14 protein-coding genes are annotated in these 18,108 nt (G+C 61.7%); 8 read left to right on the forward strand and 6 right to left on the reverse strand.

Annotation, left to right across the window (positions count from 1 at the left end):
* Positions 1-1,095, forward strand: a complete 1,095-nt coding sequence (locus PspR76_RS17045) for a GNAT family N-acetyltransferase/peptidase C39 family protein (RefSeq protein WP_159957097.1) — start codon at positions 1-3, stop codon at positions 1,093-1,095.
* Positions 1,096-1,099: 4 nt separating this feature from the next.
* Here PspR76_RS17045 and sfnG read toward each other — a convergent pair whose 3' ends face one another.
* Positions 1,100-2,185 (reverse strand): dimethylsulfone monooxygenase SfnG, encoded by a 1,086-nt coding sequence (gene sfnG, locus PspR76_RS17050; protein ID WP_012723918.1) that lies wholly within the window; start codon positions 2,183-2,185, stop codon positions 1,100-1,102.
* Between the two features lie 267 nt (positions 2,186-2,452).
* Here sfnG and PspR76_RS17055 point away from each other — a divergent pair, with 267 nt between their 5' ends.
* Positions 2,453-3,691: an acyl-CoA dehydrogenase family protein gene (locus PspR76_RS17055; protein WP_159957099.1), complete on the forward strand. Its 1,239-nt coding sequence runs from the start codon at positions 2,453-2,455 to the stop codon at positions 3,689-3,691.
* A gap of 679 nt (positions 3,692-4,370) precedes the next feature.
* Here PspR76_RS17055 and PspR76_RS17060 read toward each other — a convergent pair.
* The gene (locus tag PspR76_RS17060; RefSeq protein ID WP_159957101.1) at positions 4,371-5,156 is read right to left on the reverse strand and encodes a sulfite exporter TauE/SafE family protein; all 786 of its coding nucleotides are present in this window, start codon (positions 5,154-5,156) and stop codon (positions 4,371-4,373) included.
* An 82-nt stretch (positions 5,157-5,238) separates the two neighbouring features.
* Positions 5,239-6,018, reverse strand: coding sequence for a class I SAM-dependent methyltransferase (locus tag PspR76_RS17065; protein WP_159957103.1), 780 nt, complete (start codon positions 6,016-6,018; stop codon positions 5,239-5,241).
* A 139-nt stretch (positions 6,019-6,157) separates the two neighbouring features.
* Between PspR76_RS17065 and PspR76_RS17070 the strand changes: the two genes are divergently transcribed.
* The 3 genes from PspR76_RS17070 to PspR76_RS17080 all read left to right on the forward strand — a co-directional run bounded on the left by PspR76_RS17070 (position 6,158) and on the right by PspR76_RS17080 (position 7,965).
* Positions 6,158-6,679: a DUF3455 domain-containing protein gene (locus PspR76_RS17070; protein ID WP_159957105.1), complete on the forward strand. Its 522-nt coding sequence runs from the start codon at positions 6,158-6,160 to the stop codon at positions 6,677-6,679.
* A 96-nt stretch (positions 6,680-6,775) separates the two neighbouring features.
* Complete coding sequence (locus PspR76_RS17075; protein WP_159961495.1) at positions 6,776-7,294, forward strand: sigma-70 family RNA polymerase sigma factor; 519 nt, start codon at positions 6,776-6,778, stop codon at positions 7,292-7,294.
* The gene (locus tag PspR76_RS17080) at positions 7,291-7,965 is read left to right on the forward strand and encodes an anti-sigma factor (protein ID WP_159957107.1); all 675 of its coding nucleotides are present in this window, start codon (positions 7,291-7,293) and stop codon (positions 7,963-7,965) included. The genes PspR76_RS17075 and PspR76_RS17080 overlap by 4 nt, the downstream gene beginning before the upstream one ends.
* Here PspR76_RS17080 and PspR76_RS17085 read toward each other — a convergent pair whose 3' ends face one another.
* Both PspR76_RS17085 and PspR76_RS17090 read right to left on the reverse strand, forming a co-directional pair.
* A complete protein-coding gene (locus PspR76_RS17085; protein WP_159957109.1) occupies positions 7,966-9,267 on the reverse strand; it encodes an ATP-binding protein in 1,302 nt (433 codons plus the stop codon). It lies immediately after the preceding gene.
* Positions 9,268-9,270: 3 nt separating this feature from the next.
* Complete coding sequence (locus PspR76_RS17090) at positions 9,271-9,972, reverse strand: response regulator transcription factor (protein ID WP_106577862.1); 702 nt, start codon at positions 9,970-9,972, stop codon at positions 9,271-9,273.
* 287 nt (positions 9,973-10,259) lie between these two features.
* Here PspR76_RS17090 and PspR76_RS17095 point away from each other — a divergent pair, with 287 nt between their 5' ends.
* The 3 genes from PspR76_RS17095 (at position 10,260) to PspR76_RS17105 (ending at position 15,523) form a co-directional block, all read left to right on the forward strand.
* Positions 10,260-11,417: an efflux RND transporter periplasmic adaptor subunit gene (locus PspR76_RS17095; RefSeq protein WP_159957111.1), complete on the forward strand. Its 1,158-nt coding sequence runs from the start codon at positions 10,260-10,262 to the stop codon at positions 11,415-11,417.
* Between the two features lie 18 nt (positions 11,418-11,435).
* Positions 11,436-14,525, forward strand: coding sequence for an efflux RND transporter permease subunit (locus PspR76_RS17100; RefSeq protein WP_159957113.1), 3,090 nt, complete (start codon positions 11,436-11,438; stop codon positions 14,523-14,525).
* Between the two features lie 356 nt (positions 14,526-14,881).
* A complete protein-coding gene (locus PspR76_RS17105; RefSeq protein ID WP_159957115.1) occupies positions 14,882-15,523 on the forward strand; it encodes a DUF1345 domain-containing protein in 642 nt (213 codons plus the stop codon).
* 110 nt (positions 15,524-15,633) lie between these two features.
* Here PspR76_RS17105 and PspR76_RS17110 read toward each other — a convergent pair whose 3' ends face one another.
* Positions 15,634-17,973 (reverse strand): autotransporter outer membrane beta-barrel domain-containing protein, encoded by a 2,340-nt coding sequence (locus PspR76_RS17110; protein ID WP_237235673.1) that lies wholly within the window; start codon positions 17,971-17,973, stop codon positions 15,634-15,636.
* Positions 17,974-18,108: the final 135 nt, after the last annotated feature.

Genomic DNA, 18,108 nt, shown 5'->3' on the forward strand with positions numbered 1-18,108 from the left:
ATGGCTCTTTCCTTTCGCGTTGCAACCCCCGCTGATGTGCCCGAACTGGTGGCACTGGAACAGCATTGTTTCACCACCGACCGGCTCTCGCCGCGCAGTTTCCAGTGGATGATCAGCCGCGCCCATGGCCAGTTGCTGGTCGCCGAAACAGACGCCGGTTTGCTCGGTTACGCCTTGGTACTGTTCCATCGCGGCACCTCGCTGGCACGCCTGTATTCCATCGCCATCGCCGAACATGCGCGCGGCATGGGCCTTGGCAAACAGTTGCTGGCGCGCATCGAAGCCTGCGCGGTGGCGCATGATTGCGCCTACCTGCGCCTGGAAGTGCGCACCGACAACCCCGGCGCCCTCGCCCTGTATGAGCGCACTGGCTACCGGCGCTTTGCGCTGATCAACGACTACTACGAAGACCACGCCCCGGCCCTGCGCCTGGAAAAACGCATCGTGCAGCCTCAGCACGCCCGCCCGCAAAGCGTGCCGTATTACCAGCAGACCACCGATTTCACCTGCGGCGCCGCGTGCCTCTTGATGGCCATGGGCGCGCTGGTGCCGGGCCGCGTGGCTGGGCGGCGCGAAGAGCTGCAAATCTGGCGTGAAGCAACCACCGTGTTCATGACCGCCGGCCACGGCGGCTGCAGCCCGCAAGGCTTGGCGCTGGCGGCCTGGCGTCGCGGCTTTCGGGTGCGCATGCAGGTGAATGTACGCGGGCCGCTGTTTCTGGACGGCGTGCGCGATCAGCATAAAAAGGACGTCATGCGCCTGGTGCACGAGGCGTTTGAGGAGGAACTGGCCGGCAGCGACGTCGAGCAGGTGCTCGGCGGCGCGCTGGATTTACCGCAGGTTTTGCAGGCTGGCGGGCAGCCGCTGGTGTTGATCAGCAGCTACCGCCTCACCCGCTCCAAGTCGCCGCATTGGGTGATGGTCACCGATTGCGACGACGACTTTGTCTACCTGCACGACCCGGACGTGGACCACAGCCAACACCGCCAGCCGCTGGACTGCCAGCACTTGCCGGTCAGCCACGCGGAGTTCGATCGAATGTGCCGGTTTGGCAACAACAAGTTACGCGCGGCGGTGGTGCTCTTCACTCGGTAAAGGCTCAGGCCACCTGCTTGATCCCGGCCTTGGCTTCCAGCTCGCGTACCAGCGGCAACACGCGCTTGCCGAAGTACTCGACTTCCTCCTGAAAGTGCAGGAAGCCCGCCAGCACCAGGTCCACGCCCACGGCCTTGAGCGCGACGATGCGCTCGGCAATCTGTTGCGGGGTGCCGATCAGGTTTGTCTTGAAGCCGTCGTTGTACTGCACCAGGTCTTCAAAGCTGGATTTGGCCCAGTTGCCCTCGCCTTCCGGAGAGGCTTTACCGGCCTGTTTGGCCGCGTCACCAAAGGCATTTACCGCCTCCGGGTCAGCCTTGTCGATAATTTCGGCGAGCACGGCGCGGGCTTCTTCCTCGGTGTCACGGGCGATCACAAACGCGTTGACGCCGACTTTCACCGAATGATTATTCGCGGCGGCTTTGGCGCGGATATCGTCGACCTGGGCCTTGATGCCTTCCGGCGTGTTGCCGTTGGTGAAATACCAGTCCGATACGCGCGCAGCCATGTCCCGCGCCGCCCGCGAACTGCCGCCCTGGAACACTTCCGGCTGGCCCAGTGGCTTGGGCTTGAGGGTGTAGTTGTTGAAACGATAGAAGTCGCCTTTGAAGGTGAAATCGTCCTGGGTCCAGATGCCTTTCAGCGCGCGGATAAACTCCTCGGAACGCCGATAACGCTCATCGTGCTCCAGCCAGTGTTCGCCGATGGCCTGGAACTCGCCCTTGAACCAACCGCTGACGATATTCACCGCGATACGGCCGTTGGTGAGCTGGTCGATGGTTGCCAGTTGCTTGGCCGCCAGGGCCGGCTGCCACGGGCCGGGCAGGATCGCCGCGATCACCTTGAGCGTGGTGGTCGCCGCCAGCAGTGCATGGCTGAAGGCCACGGATTCATGCTGGTTTTCCGCGCCGTAACCGGCGGTAAAGCGAATTTGCGTCAGGCCGTATTCGAAGCCGGCCGCTTCGGCCAGCTGCGCGAGTTTGCGGTTGTAATCGATGCCCCAATGGGTGCGTTGTTCAATCTTGCTCACCACCAGCCCACCGCTGACGTTGGGCACCCAATAGGCAAATTTCACGGCTTGCTGACTCATCTGGCAGTACCTCGCACGAAGGGATGTACCCAAGGCTTGAGCAGCAAGCGTGCCAGGCAACGGCAAAGGCCCTGGCCATGGGCGTCACGGCCCTGAACGCAAGGTTGAATGGCCGAGCCTTTGATGTCGGGGATCGCGCCGGTTTGTCCATCTGCTGTTGCTGGAGCAACAGTGGGCGCGGCTTTTGGCCTGCAAATACGCGCTGAAAGACCCGGCACGGACTGTGCAATCCCCCCAAGCATTGACCACTGCCAAGGAGCCGTCCCCATGACCGAGCAACACGTCATCAACCCGCTGTCCACCGGCGTCGACTACCCCACGTTGGCCGCACGCTTTCGGCCGATCTTCCAGCGCATCGCCGAGGGCGCGGTGGAGCGCGAACACACGCGTACCCTGCCCTACGAACCGATCCAATGGCTCAAAGACGCCGGGTTTGGCGCGGTGCGGGTGCCAGTGGAATACGGTGGCGGTGGCGCATCGCTGCCGCAGCTATTCGAGTTGCTGATCGAGCTGGCGGCCGCCGACTCCAATGTGCCGCAGGCCTTGCGCGGGCATTTCGCCTTCGCCGAAGACCGCCTGAACGCGCCACCGAGCGCGGGCCGTGAGGTGTGGTTCAAGCGTTTTGTCGACGGCGATATCGTCGGCTGCGCCTGGACCGAAATCGGTAACGTGGCCATCGGTGATGTGGTCACCCAGGTCAGCCCTGACGGTGAGACGTGGAAACTCAACGGTGAAAAGTTCTACAGCACCGGCAGCCTGTTCTCCGACTGGATCGACGTGTACGCGCAGCGCAGCGACACCGGTGGCGATGTGATCGCGGCCACCCGCACACGTCAGCCTGGCGTGGTGCAAAGCGATGATTGGGACGGCTTCGGCCAGCGCACCACCGGCAGCGGCACTACGCGGTTTACCGACGCGGTGGTGGAAGCGGAAAACGTGATCGACTTTGCCACGCGGTTTAAATACCAGACCGCGTTTTACCAACTGGTATTGCTGGCGAGCCTGGCCGGGATCGGCCGTGCGGCGCTCAATGACGTGGCGCATCAGGTGCGCAGCCGCAAGCGCATTTACAGCCATGGGAATGCTGCGCATGTCAGCCAGGATGCGCAGGTTCAACAGGTCGTGGGGGATGTGGCGGCGCTGGTGTATGCCGCTGAGGCCAGTGCGTTGAAGGCCTCAGTGCCGGCGCAACGGGCGTACGTGGCGCGGTTTGCTGGGGATGAGGCGGCAGAGCGTGAGGCGAATGTGGCGGCGGAGATTGAATCGGCGACGGCGCAGGTGGTGGTGTCCGCGTTGATCCAGCGGGCGACGACCGAGTTGTTTAATGCGCTGGGGGTGTCGGATGTGCGCCAGGGCAAAGCGCTTGATCGCCATTGGCGGAATGCGCGGACGGTGTCTTCGCATAATCCGGTGATCTACAAGGCGCGGATTGTGGGGGACTGGGTGATTAATGGGGCTGAACCACCGTTTGTGTGGCAGATCGGGAATGGGCCGGGTAAGGGTTGAGGTTTATCTTGGGGGCGTTGGGTACATATCCGTTGCTGCGGTAACGGCGACTATTGGTTCCGCCCTTACGGCGGCTCACTTTGGAAAAGCCCCAAAGTAAGCAAAGGGCTCTTGCCCCACCACTCGGCACCTCGCCTAGGCTCGGTGTGCCCGCACGCTGACTTGGAGTAGCTGGATCAAAAGCAGCCGAGGCGGCCTTACAGGCGACCTGATCCTGGAAGCTGAACTCAATCAAATGTGGGAGCTGGCTTGCCTGCGATGGCATCAACTGGTTCTGCCTGATAGACCGAGGTGTCTGCATCGCAGGCAAGCCAGCTCCCACAGAAAAGCAGAGCACAGTGGTCTGGCGGCCGAACTCGGTCTAATTGTGGGAGCGGGCTTGCTCGCGAAGGCGGCGTATCAGTCACTTAATTTGTCACTGACAGACCGCCTTCGCGAGCAAGCCCGCTCCCACACTTTGGATCTCAGTACATCAGGTAGATGTGCTTTTGCTTCTACCACTCAGGTCGGCTACCAGGTCGCCGTGCTGTGCTTTTGATCTTGATCTTGATCTTGATCTTGATCTGGGATAGCCCCGTTAACCACGCTGGCCGAACGCAGGCTTCCGGTCTTTACAAAGTGACCCGCTGTAAGAGCTTAACCCCAAGCCGCCGTTACCTAAATAACGGATATGCCCCCATCAAAACGCCAACTTATACCCAATGGTCATCAACATCACCGCCAGGCACGGCCGCAGTACACCATCCGGAACCTTGCCGGTCATGTGGCTGCCCAGGTAAATCCCCGGCAACGACCCCATCAGCAAAAACCCCAGCAGATGCCAATCCATGTTCCCCATGCTGGCATGCCCCAAACCCGCTACCAATGTCAGCGGCACCGCATGGGCAATCTCGGTGCCCACCAACCGCCGCGTGGCCAGGAACGGATACAGAATAAACAGCGCCACCGTGCCCAGCGCGCCCGCACCGATGGAGGTCAGCGCAACCATGGTGCCCAGGATGGCGCCCGTCACCACCGTCAGCGCATTCAAGTTGCGCGGGCTCATGTGGTAGTCATCACCAGCATGCCGCTGGGCAAACGCCAACAGGCTTTTCTTGAACAGAATCGCCAGCGCCGTCAGCAGCAACACCACGCCAAGCGCCTGTTTGATCACCGCGTTCATGGCGCTCGGATCGGTATGCAGGCTGGCCAGGAACCACAAGGTCAACAGCACCGCAGGCACACTGCCCAGGGTCAGCCAGCCGGTGATGGTCCAGTCGATGTTCTTGTTCTTGCTGTGCACCAGCACGCCACCGGACTTGGTGATCGCCGCATACAACAGGTCGGTGCCCACCGCAGTCGCCGGGTTGATGCCGAACCACAACAGGATCGGCGTCATCAACGAGCCCCCGCCGACACCGGTCATGCCGACGATAAAACCAACGATCAGGCCCGCGATTACAAAACCAAAATTACCCACATCCATTACAGCTACCCGCGGCCTTATAAATTTCTGGCCGCAGGATAGCGATTTTTCATATAACGACTTATATCAATGTGATCTGACTTTATGCCTTTTTCGCCAGACGCTGACACACATAGGCCTGGGTCTGATACGGGAAGGCCACCGTGTCACGGCCGCGCAAGGCGGGATGGGTGTCGACCAACGCCTGCAATTGCGCAGTGACCGTGGCTTTTTCGACGGCAGGCAGCGCGGCGATAAAACTCACCGACAAAAAGCGATCCATGATCACCTCCTGGGGGCTGCCAACATGTTGATACGTAAAAGTCGTCATCTCAGGCGCGGAAAAATACTCACCGGTGAAGGCTTCACGCCAACGCCCCGTGTGAAAACGCGGCGTGTCGCCCTCGTACGGCGTGATGATGTCGGTAATCGCGGCGACCCAATCCACCGACTCATCGCGCACATTCCACACCAGCCCCAGGCGCCCATCGGGCTTGAGCACGCGGTGGATTTCCGCCAGCGCCGCTTCGGTGGAGAACCAATGGAAGGCCTGGGCACACACCAGCGCATCGGCGACGGCGGTGGGCAGCGGCATGGCGTCGGCGGTGCCTTCTACCAGGCGCACGTCCGGCAGGAGTTTATTCAGCTGCGCGCCCATCGCCTGTACCGGCTCGACGGCGATCAGCGCGGGCGCCAGGGTGCTGAGCAAACGGGTGAACTTGCCGGTGCCGGCGCCCAGGTCGATCACCGTCGATTGCGCATCGATGTGCAGCGCCTCGGTCAGCCAGCCGGTGAGTTGTCGTGGATAGTCGGGCCGGCCTTGGGCGTAGGTGACGGCCTGGGTAGAGAAACCCTGTTGAGCAGACGTGTGAACACCAGTCATTGCCAATCTCTCCTCGGGTAAAGCGGGGGGCACAGTGTGCGCCCTTGTGCATTTATTTTCTAATCACTGCATCCAATCGAGCGCGGCCTGGGTAGTACCTGCAGTTACCCCGCTGTTTTACTGAAATGGAGAAACACCCATGCACGCTAAAACACTGCTCTGCCTCACCGTTCTGCTGGCCGCGGCGCCAGCTGCCTTTGCCCAGACCGGCCTGCCCGACAGCATCAAGGTGCCGGAGGGGCACAAGGTGGCGCTGGAGACCACCGGCGTCGGCGAAATCACCTACGAATGCCGCGACAAAGCCAACGCCGCCGGCCAGACCGAATGGACCTTCGTCGGCCCCAAGGCGGTGCTGAATGACCGCAGCGGCAAAGCCGTCGGCACCTACTTCGGCCCGCCCGCCACGTGGCAGGCCAATGACGGCTCGAAAATCACCGGCACCCAACTGGCCGTGGCGCCGTCGAGTGCGGGCAACCTGCCCTATCAGTTGGTCAAGGCCAACCCGGCCGAAGGCAAAGGCGCGATGAGTGGCATCAGTTACGTTCAGCGCGTCGTCCTCAAGGGTGGCGTGGCACCGAGCACTGAGTGCACCGTCGCGAACAAGGGCAAGCAGGAAGTGGTGAAGTACCAGGCCGACTACATCTTCTGGGCGGCCAACTGAGTAAATTCAGCTACGCTGCTGCGATAGCGCCCCGGCCTTTGGGCCGGGGTATTGGCCTTGATCTTGCGGCGCAAAACCGTGTCCTTACCTGAATCCCTGTTTGATTACGACGCCTGTCTGCAGGCCTGTGCCCGTGGCGATCAACGTGCCCTGCGCCGACTCTATGAGCAAGAGAGCAGTCGCCTGCTCGGCGTGGCCCTGCGCATCGCGCGCGACAAAGCCCTGGCCGAAGACATCGTGCATGACGCATTTATCAAGATCTGGCGTGGCGCGGGGAGTTTCGACCCCAGCCGTGGCTCGGCGCGCGGTTGGGTGTTCAGCGTAACTCGGCATCTGGCGCTCAATTTTGTACGCAATCATCACCGCGAGGTAGCCTTGAGCGAAGCCCATGAGCACGTCGTAACCGCCCACGACACCTTTGAATTCACCGCGCGCTCCGGGCAGATTCACCATTGCCTGGAACAGCTCGATCCGGCCCGTCGCCGCTGCATCCTGCATGCTTATGTCGATGGCTATTCCCACAGCGAAATCGCACAGAAACTGGACACTCCACTTGGAACCGTCAAAGCCTGGATCAAACGTAGCCTCGCCGCGCTGCGGGAGTGCATGGCATGAGTAATCCACTTGACGAACTGGCCAGCGAGTACGTGTTGGGCACCCTGCCCGCCGAACAGCGCGCCGAGGTTGAACGGCGCTTACCTGTGGACGCCGAGTTGCGTGCGGCGGTGGACACGTGGGAGCAGCGCCTGCTGCCACTGACCGCATTGGCTGAGCCGGTGCCACCCTCGTCCCAGCTATGGCGGCGCATTGAACACACTGTCGCGCCCAGCGATATTCAAGTGCCGTGGTGGAACCTGCTGGCGCTATGGCGCGGTTTGGCCGGCGCGGGTCTGGTAGCAACCTTGGTACTGACCACCCTGCTGCTGACCCGCCCGCCCACTGCTGAACCGACCTTTGTGGTGGTGCTGGTGGCGCCACAAAGCCAGGCGCCGGGTTGGGTGATACAGGCCAGCAATACTCAGCAAATCCAGCTGATACCGCTGGGCGTGATGGAGGTGCCTGCCGACAAGGCGCTGCAATTCTGGACCAAAGCGGAGGGCTGGCAAGCCCCCGTATCGCTAGGGTTGGTCAAGCCGGGGCAAACGCTGTCGGTGCCGCTGGACAAACTGCCGCCACTGGCGCCCAACCAATTGTTCGAACTGACCCTGGAAGACTCGCGTGGCTCGCCGAGCGGCAAACCGACGGGGCCGATCCAGGCGATCGGCCGCGCCGTCAAGGTGCTCTGATCAGCCGACGCTGGGCAACCACAGCCGGAACCGTGCCCCGCCCAAAGGCGACGCCTGGGCCGTCAACGTGCCGCCCTGGGCTTCCATCGCGCGGCGGCTGATCGCCAGGCCGAGGCCGAAGCCGCCGGTGGCGCGGTCGCGGCTGCGGTCGAGGCGATAGAAGGGTTCGAAAATGCGTTCACGCTGGTCCACCGGAATGCCGATGCCGTCGTCATCCACCCAGATTTCACAGCCGTTGGCGCACACCTTGACGCCCACCTGGATGCGCTTGTCGCAGTAACGCGTGGCATTGCGCAGCAGGTTCTGCAATGCGCGGGCGGTGAGGCGCGGGTCGAGGCTGAAGCGTTCGACGGCGCAGTCGAGCGCCACGTCAATAACAATTTCGGGGTTCTCCAGCTCGTCGTCGACGCTGCCGAGCACGCTGTCGATGAACTCGTCGAGCACCACCTCGACCCGCTCCGGCAATTGCGCCGGGTTTTGCAGACGGCTGTAGGACAGCAACTCCAGCACCAACTCGTCCAGCTCACGAATGTGCGCCACCAGACTTTGCAGGCGTTCGCGACTGGCCGGCGGCAAGTCTTCGGACAGGGCCAGGGCCAGGCCGAAATCCAGGCGCGTCAGCGGCGTGCGCAGCTCATGGGAGACGGCGTTGAGCAGGTCGCGCTGCTGGTTGAGCAGGCGTTCGATATCGTCGGCCATGGTGTCGAACACCGACGCCAGGCTGCCGATGTTGGAGCTGGCGGGAATCCGCGTGCGCTCGGTCAGGTTGCCTTTGCCGAGCTGGGCGGCGGTGGTTTTCAAGCGTTCCAGGTCACGCCAGTGCGGGCGCAGCCAGAACAGCAGGCAGGCCAGCAGCGCGGCGCCGATCAGCACGTTCATCGACCAGTACAACAGGTTCATGTCCAGCGGGTCGGGCGGGATGGTCAGCTTGACCGCAAACTGCTGGTTGATCGGCGAACTGACCTCCTCCATCCAGCCCCACTCGCCCAGGCGGATCACCGGTTTGCCGTGTTCCAGCAACTGTTCTTCTTCGGGGCTGTAGCTCGCGTCCTGGCGCAGCAGCAGTTGCACTTTAAGCGGCGCAAAGTCGCGGCTCAGTTGGTCGGTGACCTGCGACCAGCGCTCAACCGGCGCCCGCAGGTACTGCTTGACGATGAGTTTTTGCAGGCCGCGGCTCTGCTCGACGTTGTAGTTCATGTAGCGGTGTTCGAACACCTGAATCACCAGCTTGGGAATCAGGAAGATCGCCGCACTGTAGGTGACGATGGTGATCAGGTAGAGGCGCAGCAGCACACGAAACATGGATCAGCATTCCCACTCGGAACGGCTGAACAAGTAGCCCTTGCCCCACACGGTCTTGATCTTGCGCGCTTCACCGGCGTGGTCGTCGAACTTGCGCCGCAGCTTGGAGATGGCCACGTCCACCGAGCGGTCGGTGCCGTTGAACTCGATACCGCGCAGGCGTTGCAGGATCTGGTCGCGGCTGAGCACTTCACCGGCATGCCGGGCCAGCACCACCAGCAGGTTATATTCACCGCTGGACAGTTCCACCGCCTGCTCGCGCCAGGTCACGGTGCGTTCCGACAAGTCGATGCACAGGTTGCCCATGACGATCTGGTCATTCGCCATCTGGGGCTCGGACAGGCTGCTGCGGCGCAGTAAGGTGCGCACACGGGCCAGCAGCACGCGCGGCTCGCAGGGTTTGGTCACGTAGTCGTCGGCGCCCATTTCCAGGCCCAGCACCTGGTCGTGGCTGTCGTCGCGGGCGGTGAGCATCAAGATCGGCAGGCCCGCCGAGTCGGCACGCAGCAGGCGACACACCTGCAAGCCGTCGAGGCCAGGCAGCATCAGGTCGAGGATCACCAGGTCCGGCGGGTTGAGGCGCGCGCGTTCACGTACGTGGTCGCCGCGGCTGAGCACGCTGACGTGGTAGCCATTGCGTTCCAGGTAGCTGGCAATCAGCTCGGAGAGTGCGGCGTCGTCTTCCACCAGGAGGATGTTGGGCATGGTGTTTCCAAATAATACTGTTAGCGGTCGTACACAAACCCAATGTGGGAGCGGGCTTGCTCGCGAAAGCGGTGGTTCAGTTGACAGATTTTTTGACTGATACACCGCCTTCGCGAGCAAGCCCGCTCCCACATTTGATCTTTGCTGTTTGCAGGATTGTGCAAGGATATACGCCCTCGGCCGAATGTGGGCTGCACCTTACATTTCTTCACAGACGCGCTACACAGCTTCACAGCACCACGGCGCAGGTGTCTTTAGGATGCGCCAGTCAATAATGGGATATGAGCATGTCGAAGAATCTGTTTGCGCCGTTTTGCCTGCTGGCCCTGACGCTTGCTTTGAGCGCCTGTGGTAAGTCGGCAGACGAAGCGCCGGAAACGCCCCTGGCCAAAGTCCGCGTCGAAACCCTGCAGGCCAAGCCTCTCTCGATCACCAGTGAACTGAGCGGGCGCATCGCCGCGCCACGCATTGCCGAGGTGCGCGCACGTGTCGCCGGCGTGGTGATGCAGCGGGTGTTCAAGGAAGGCCATGACGTCAAAGAGGGCGACGTGCTGTTTCGCATTGACCCGGCGCCCTTTAAAGCCGACCTCGACAGTGCCCAGGCCAACCTGAGCAAGGCTGAAGCCAACGCGTTCCAGGCGCGTCTGCAAGAGCAGCGCTACAGCCAGTTGGTCGAAGGCAACGCCATCAGCGGCCAGGATTACGACAACGCCCGCGCCGCCGTGCGCCAGACCAACGCCGAGGTCGCCGCGAACAAGGCCGCCGTCGAGCGCGCCAAACTCAACCTGGGCTACGCCACCGTGACCGCGCCGATTTCCGGGCGCATCGGCCGCGCGCTGGTGACCGAGGGCGCGCTGGTCGGCCAGAACGAGGCCACGCCGCTGGCGGTCATCCAGCAACTGGACCCGATCCATGCCGACCTGACCCAGTCCACCCGCGAGCTCAACGACCTGCGCCGCGCCTTCCGCGCCGGCAGCTTGAAGCAGGTCGGCCAGGACCAGGCCAAGGCCACGTTGATCCAGGACGACGGCAGCCTGTACCCGCTGCCGGGCAAATTGCTGTTTGCCGAAATCAGCGTCGACCCCGGCACCGGGCAAATCATCCTGCGCAGCGAGTTCCCCAACCCGGACCTCGACCTGTTGCCCGGCAGTTTTGTGCGCGTGCGCCTGGAACAGGCGGTGGATAAACAAGGCATCAGCGTGCCGCAACGCGCCATCACCCGCGACAGCGCCGGTATCCCGATGGTGCTGCTGCTGGACGCCGAGCAAACCGTACGCCTGCAGCCGGTGGAGCTGGGCGCGGTGATCGAGGATCGCTGGATCGTCAGCAGCGGCCTCAAACCCGGTGACCGCATCATCGTCGAAGGCCTGCAACATGCGCGCCCCGGTGAAAAAGTCGAAGTGGACGACAGCCCCGCGCCGAATGCCCAGGCCTCGGTCCGCTAAGGAAAGGAATACCTGACAATGCCGCAGTTCTTTATTGACCGCCCGATCTTCGCCTGGGTGGTCGCCCTGTTTATCCTGCTGGCCGGCGCGCTTGCGATCCCGCAATTGCCGGTGGCCCAGTACCCCAACGTCGCGCCGCCGAAGGTGGAAATCTACGCGGTGTACCCCGGCGCCTCGGCCCAAACGTTGGACGAAAGCGTGGTCAGCCTGATCGAGCAAGAGCTCAATGGCGCCGACCACCTGCTGTATTTCGAATCCCAGAGCAGCCTGGGCTCGGCCACCATCACCGCCACCTTCCAACCGGGCACCGACCCGGAAATGGCCCAGGTCGATGTGCAAAACCGCCTGAAAGCGGTAGAGCCGCGCCTGCCGCAAGCGGTGACTCAGCAAGGCTTGCAGGTGGAGAAAGTGTCTGCCGGTTTCCTGCTGCTGGTGACCCTGACGTCCAGCGACGGCAAGCTCGATGACGTCGCGCTCAGTGATTACCTGGCGCGCAACGTGATGAACGAGCTCAAGCGCCTCGACGGTGTGGGCAAGGCGCAGCTGTATGGCGCCGAACGCGCCATGCGCATCTGGATCGACCCGCAGAAACTGATTGGCTTCAACCTCACGCCGGCCGACGTCAACGCCGCGATCAGCGCGCAGAACGCCCAGGTGTCGGCGGGCAGCATTGGTGATTTGCCGGGCACCAAGACCCAGGAAATCACCGCGGCAATCCTGGTGAAGGGCCAATTGTCGACGCCGGCCGAATTCGCCGACATCGTGCTCAAGGCCAACCCTGACGGCTCCACTGTGCGCATCGGCGATGTGGCGCGGGTGGAAATCGGCAGCCAGGAATACCAGTTCTCCACACGCTTGAACGGCAAGCCGTCCACCGCCGTCAGTGTGCAACTGGCGCCGGGCGCCAACGCGCTGAACACCGCGACGCTGGTGCGGGCGAAGATGGATGAGCTGTCGCGCTACTTCCCGGCCAACGTGGAATACAAGATTCCGTACGACACCTCGCCATTCGTGAAAGTCTCGATCACCAAGGTGGTCTACACCTTGCTCGAAGCCATGGCGCTGGTGTTTGCGGTGATGTTCCTGTTCCTGCAGAACGTGCGCTACACCTTGATCCCGACGCTGGTGGTGCCGATTGCGCTGATGGGCACCTTCGCCACCATGCTGTTGCTGGGCTTCTCGATCAACGTGCTGACCATGTTCGGCATGGTTTTGGCCATCGGCATCCTGGTGGACGATGCGATTGTGGTGGTGGAAAACGTCGAGCGGATCATGGCCACCGAGGGCCTGTCGCCCAAGGAGGCGACGAAGAAGGCCATGGGCCAGATCACTGGCGCCATCGTCGGTATCACCTTGGTGCTGGTAGCGGTGTTCCTGCCGATGGCGTTCATGCCCGGCTCGGTGGGGGTGATCTATCAGCAATTCTCGCTGTCGATGGCCACCTCGATCCTGTTCTCGGCGTTCCTCGCCCTGACCTTGACCCCGGCGCTGTGCGCGACCTTGCTCAAGCCGATTGCCAAGGGCGAACACCACGCCAAGGGCGGTTTTTTTGGTTGGTTCAACAAACGTTTCGATAGCCTTACCAACCGCTACGAAGGCTGGGTGGCCTATGCCCTCAAGCGCAGCGGCCGTTATTTGCTGATCTACCTGGTGTTGCTGGTGGGCCTGGGCTGGATGTTCAGCCGCCTGCCCTCCTCGTTCCTGCCGGTGGAAGACCAGGGTTACACCATCACCGATATCCAACTGCCACCGGGTGCGAGCAAGAACCGCACGGTGCAGGTGGCCGAGCAGATCGAGGCGCATAACGCCGGGGAGCCTGGCGTGGGTGATACCACCATGATCATGGGCTTCAGTTTCTCCGGCTCCGGGCAGAATGCGGCGCTGGCGTTTACCACGTTGAAGGATTGGTCGGAACGCGGCAGCGATGACTCGGCCGCCTCGATTGCCGACCGCGCCAACGCCGCCTTCAGTGAGCTCAAGGATGCAATTGCCTACGCGATCCTGCCGCCGCCGGTAGACGGCCTGGGCACCTCCAGTGGTTTCGAGTTCCGTTTGCAGGACCGTGGTGGTGTCGGCCACGCGGCGTTGATGGCCGCGCGTACCGAGTTGCTGGCAGCTGCCGAAAAAAGCCCGATCCTGGCCAACGTGCGGGAAAGCGCCCTGGCCGAAGCACCGCAAGTGCAGCTGGAAGTGGACCGCAAGCAGGCCAATGCGTTGGGCGTGTCGTTTGCCGACGTCGGCAATGTGCTGTCCTCGGCCGTTGGCTCGGCGTATATCAACGACTTCCCCAACCAGGGCCGTATGCAACGGGTGGTGGTGCAGGCCGAAGGCGACCAGCGCAGCCAGGTGGCGGATTTGCTCAAGATCAACGTGCGCAACACCGCCGGGAAGATGGTGCCACTGTCGGCGTTCGTCGAGGCCAAGTGGACCCAAGGCCCGGCACAGCTGACCCGCTACAACGGCTACCCCGCCATCGCCATCAGTGGCGAAGCGGCGCCGGGGCATAGCACCGGCGAGGCGATGAGCGAAATCCAGCGCCTGGTCAGCCAGCTGCCGGCAGGCCTGGGCCAGGAATGGACCGGGTTGTCGCTGCAGGAACGTTTGTCCGGCTCTCAGGCGCCGTTGCTGCTCGGCCTGTCGTTGCTGATCGTGTTCCTGTGCCTGGCGGCGCTGTATGAAAGCTGGTCGATCCCGACCTCGGTGTTGCTGGTGGTGCCGCTGGGCGTGCTCGGCGCGGTGTTGGCGGTGAGCTTGCGCGGCATGCCTAACGATGTGTTCTTCAAGGTCGGCTTGATCACCATCATCGGCTTGTCGGCGAAGAACGCGATCCTGATCATCGAGTTCGCCAAGGACCTGTATGACCAAGGTGAAGACCTGATCGACGCCACCCTCAAAGCCGCGCGGCTCAGGTTGCGGCCGATCATCATGACGTCGCTGGCGTTTATCCTCGGCGTGGTGCCGCTGGCGATTGCCACCGGCGCCAGCTCGGCCAGCCAGCAAGCGATTGGTACAGGTGTGATCGGCGGGATGATCACCGCGACGCTGGCGGTGGTGTTTGTGCCAGTGTTTTTTGTGGTGGTCATGAAGCTGGTGCGCAAACGGCGTTAACTGTGGCATGCGGGCTCGGTGTGGCAGCCAGGTTCGGTGTGGCGAGCGGGCTTGCTGTGGCCCGCTTGCTTGGTGTGGCCCGCTTGCTTGGTGTGGCGAGCGGGCTTGCCCCGCGTTGGGGCGCGAAGCGGCCCCATCAGGCCCACCGCGTTTTTGCTGTTAGAACACGGTGGCTGGTTTTGGGGCTGCTTCGCAGCCCAACGCGGGGCAAGCCCGCTCGCCACGACAAGTCCGCTCACCACACCAAGCCCGCTCGCCACAGCAAGCCTGCCAGCCACGACAGGCGCGCTCGCCACAGAGGCCAGCCGTTGGAGAATGCGCTATCGTGCTCACAACGTCCCCTGTTGTGAGCCCCTATGGCCTTCCTCGCCCGCACCCACCCTCGCCTCTCATCCGCCGCCGTACTCGGCCTTGCCGTGGGCATCCTGGCGCCGGCCGATACGCTCATCAGCAAAATCCTCATCGGCTGGAACGCGGGTGTCTGGACCTACCTGCTGCTGATGCTGTGGCTGGCGACCCGCGCTCGCGCCGACGACGTAAAACGCATCGCCGAAATCGAGGATGAAAACGCCGGCTTGGTGCTGTTCATGGTGTGCATCGCCGCCATTGCGAGCCTGGCAACCATTACCGTGAACCTGGTAGGCAGCAAGGACCTGGACAGCACGGCACGCGCGCTGCATTACGGCTTTACCGGCATGACAGTGGTCGGCTCGTGGTTGCTGACCGGGGTGATTTTCAGCGTGCATTACGCGCGGCTTTTTTACACCTGGGAAGGCGAAGAACCCGCTCTGCGCTTTGCCGAAGGCTTGCGCAACCCCAACTACTGGGACTTCCTGTACTTCTCGTTCACCATCGGCGTGGCGGTGCAAACAGCCGATGTGGGCGTGGCGACACGGAGCCTGCGTAAAGTGGTACTGGGCCAATCGTTGATCGGTTTCCTGTTCAATACAGCGATATTGGGTTTCTCGATCAATATTGCGGCAGGCTTGTTCAGTTAGCGTAAGCGTGCTGATCTGAGGCATACAATCGGTAACCTGTGGCGAGGGCGCTTGCTCCCTCGCCACAGTAAAGCGCTTGTTCTTAACCGACTGGCATTAGCCCATTTTACTTAGAAGGCGTACTGCAAACCTACAGTGAGACCCATAGGCTGATCGTAAGCCTTACCTTTCATGTGCGTGACTTCGGCATGCACACTCAGGTTTTTCGTCACTGAGGCAGCCACGCCGCCCGCGACCTCTACACCGCTCCCCGACAGGTTGTTTTTGAACGCCTGATCGTTGATATAGACCCTGCTGTCCGGGCTGAAGTCGCGCGTTGCGGCAGTACGCAGGTACGGCTGCAGGATGCCGCCGCTGTCAAGCTGGATGTTTTGACCGACAGTGACACCCACCTTGCCGGTCGCGGAAGTGGCCCGATCGCTTTTGGCCTTCAAACCGTTGTCCATGGTGTAGTTGGAGCCGCCAATTTTGGCAACGGCCACCTGAACGAAGGGTTCGACAAACAAGCCGTCATCATTGAGTTTGATGTTCTTGCCGATTTCAGCCGATCCACTCACCGCGTCCTGGGTATATTTGCCTTTGGCGCGCTTACCATCGCTCATGTTGACCTGGCTTTGACCATTCAGGCGGTTGACCTTGGCGGTCAGGTCGACATACACGCCGCTCTCTTCATCACGAAAAATGCCATAGACACCGGCATAGTAGCTGTTGACCATACCGCTGCTGCCGCGACTCAGGCCCAGGGTGGAGTTGCTGTAACCGCCCATCACACCCACTGTCCACAGTTCATCCATGGCCCAGTCCGCACCCAGGGTCAGGCCCGACTGATTCTGTTTGTAACCCACGCCGTTGGTGTTGGCGGCCACGTCTGTCCGGTTAGTGTAATTGCGAATCCACAGGCCTTGCTCCTTGCCGTCGCCGAAGCGTACTTCACCCATACGGGTGCGCAATACGCTCGCTTCGCCCAGCAATACCGCCGGTGCAGCGTTGGCGAGTGCCAGCACGGCCTTGGCGCTGGTACTGGTGCCCTTTTTCTCGGTGTCCAGGTACCAGTCGGTGCCTTCCTGCTTGAGCCCATATTCGAACGCGCCGACATCGACGGTATCGCCCACCAGGCCGAACTTGGCGCCGCCGCTTTCAGTGTGCACCACCTTGATCGCCTCACCGGTGGCCAGCTCCGAGCCACTGGCACCAATCAACAATTGGTGATCACCTTCGGCGTTGCCGTTGACGTTCAACAGGTCGGTCTCGCCGGTGTTGAAGTTGGTGTACATTTTGAACGTGCCGTTGCCGGTCAAGTTGTTGGTATTGAGTTGCAGATACTGCAGCGGGGCACCAAACACCACGTTACCGCCGCCCATTTTCAGCGTATTGACCTGGCTGTCACCCACCATCACCCACTGGGCGTTGCTGTTGACGTCAAGTTGCTCGACGTTGCGTAACTGGCCGGTCAGCGAGGCATTGTTGTTAAGTTGCACCGTGCCCAGGCCGCCAGTGCCAATTACCACATCACCGATCAACTGGCTGTTGTCGACATTCAGGTTGGCGGTGGCGTTGTTGGCAACGTCGAGCAGCACACCATTACCGCCAATCAGGTTCGAGCCGTTAAGCACGTGAATATTGGACTTGGTGTTATTGCCTGGGCCCGGGGCCACCCGAATGGCAGCACCGGTTTTTCCCTGGACCACGGAATTATCCAGGACCAAGGTATTGGTCCGCGACACACTCCCAAGCGATGTCATATGGACGCCGTTTACCCCGCCCAAAATAAGACTTTTATTCTGGGCGTTAGCGTCGGCATTAAACATCACTAAACCGATGCCGGCGGCGGTGGTGCCCTCGACATGGGCATTGTCCAGATTCGCCACGCCATAGACGCCGGCCGAAATACCGCGCTGGGAACCGAAAACCCTGCTGTCTCTGACCGTAACGGTTGAACCATCCGTGCCGCCGAGCGCAGCGTTTATCGCTACACCCCAACCATTAACATTGGTCACCGTACTGTTGTTGGCGATTGTCACGGTGCTGTTGTTACTCGCTAAAATGGCTGCCGTGTTGCCAATACGCGAGTTGACTCGTGAGTTATTGACGAGGATTCTTGACCCGTCCGTCGCCGTGATATCTCCCGTCCTGCTGCCGGGCTGCAACGTCAAGCCTGCACGCGTCATCAAAATCTGCCGGGTTTGCGCGCCGTGGACTATCAGGCTCGAACCGGGATACAGCACATAATTATCAAGCCGCACAGTCGGTGCTATCGACGTATTAGGACGCACCACTGGCGTCTCGGCGTGAACATTGGGTGAGGCCAGAAACACTAACGTGACTGCCGGGGCCGCCAACGCAAGGCTCAGAGGCGTTTTTTTGAAGTTAAATACTGCCGACATACGATGGACCTCTAGTGCCTGTACGAAACGATAGGACGGGCTCTCAAACTCGCGAGAGCAACCCATCAAGCGCGGCCATAATTAACCAGCGCATCGTTCAGTTCTGTAGGACTTCTCCCAAGAATCTGCCAAACAGCAAACGGATCATGTAAGAGGCGCGCCTTGCGCAGCGCTGAAAGAACCGAGCCGCTACAAAAAGGA

Origin of the sequence: Pseudomonas sp. R76 (assembly GCF_009834565.1) — a bacterium.
Taxonomy (GTDB): Bacteria; Pseudomonadota; Gammaproteobacteria; order Pseudomonadales; family Pseudomonadaceae; genus Aquipseudomonas.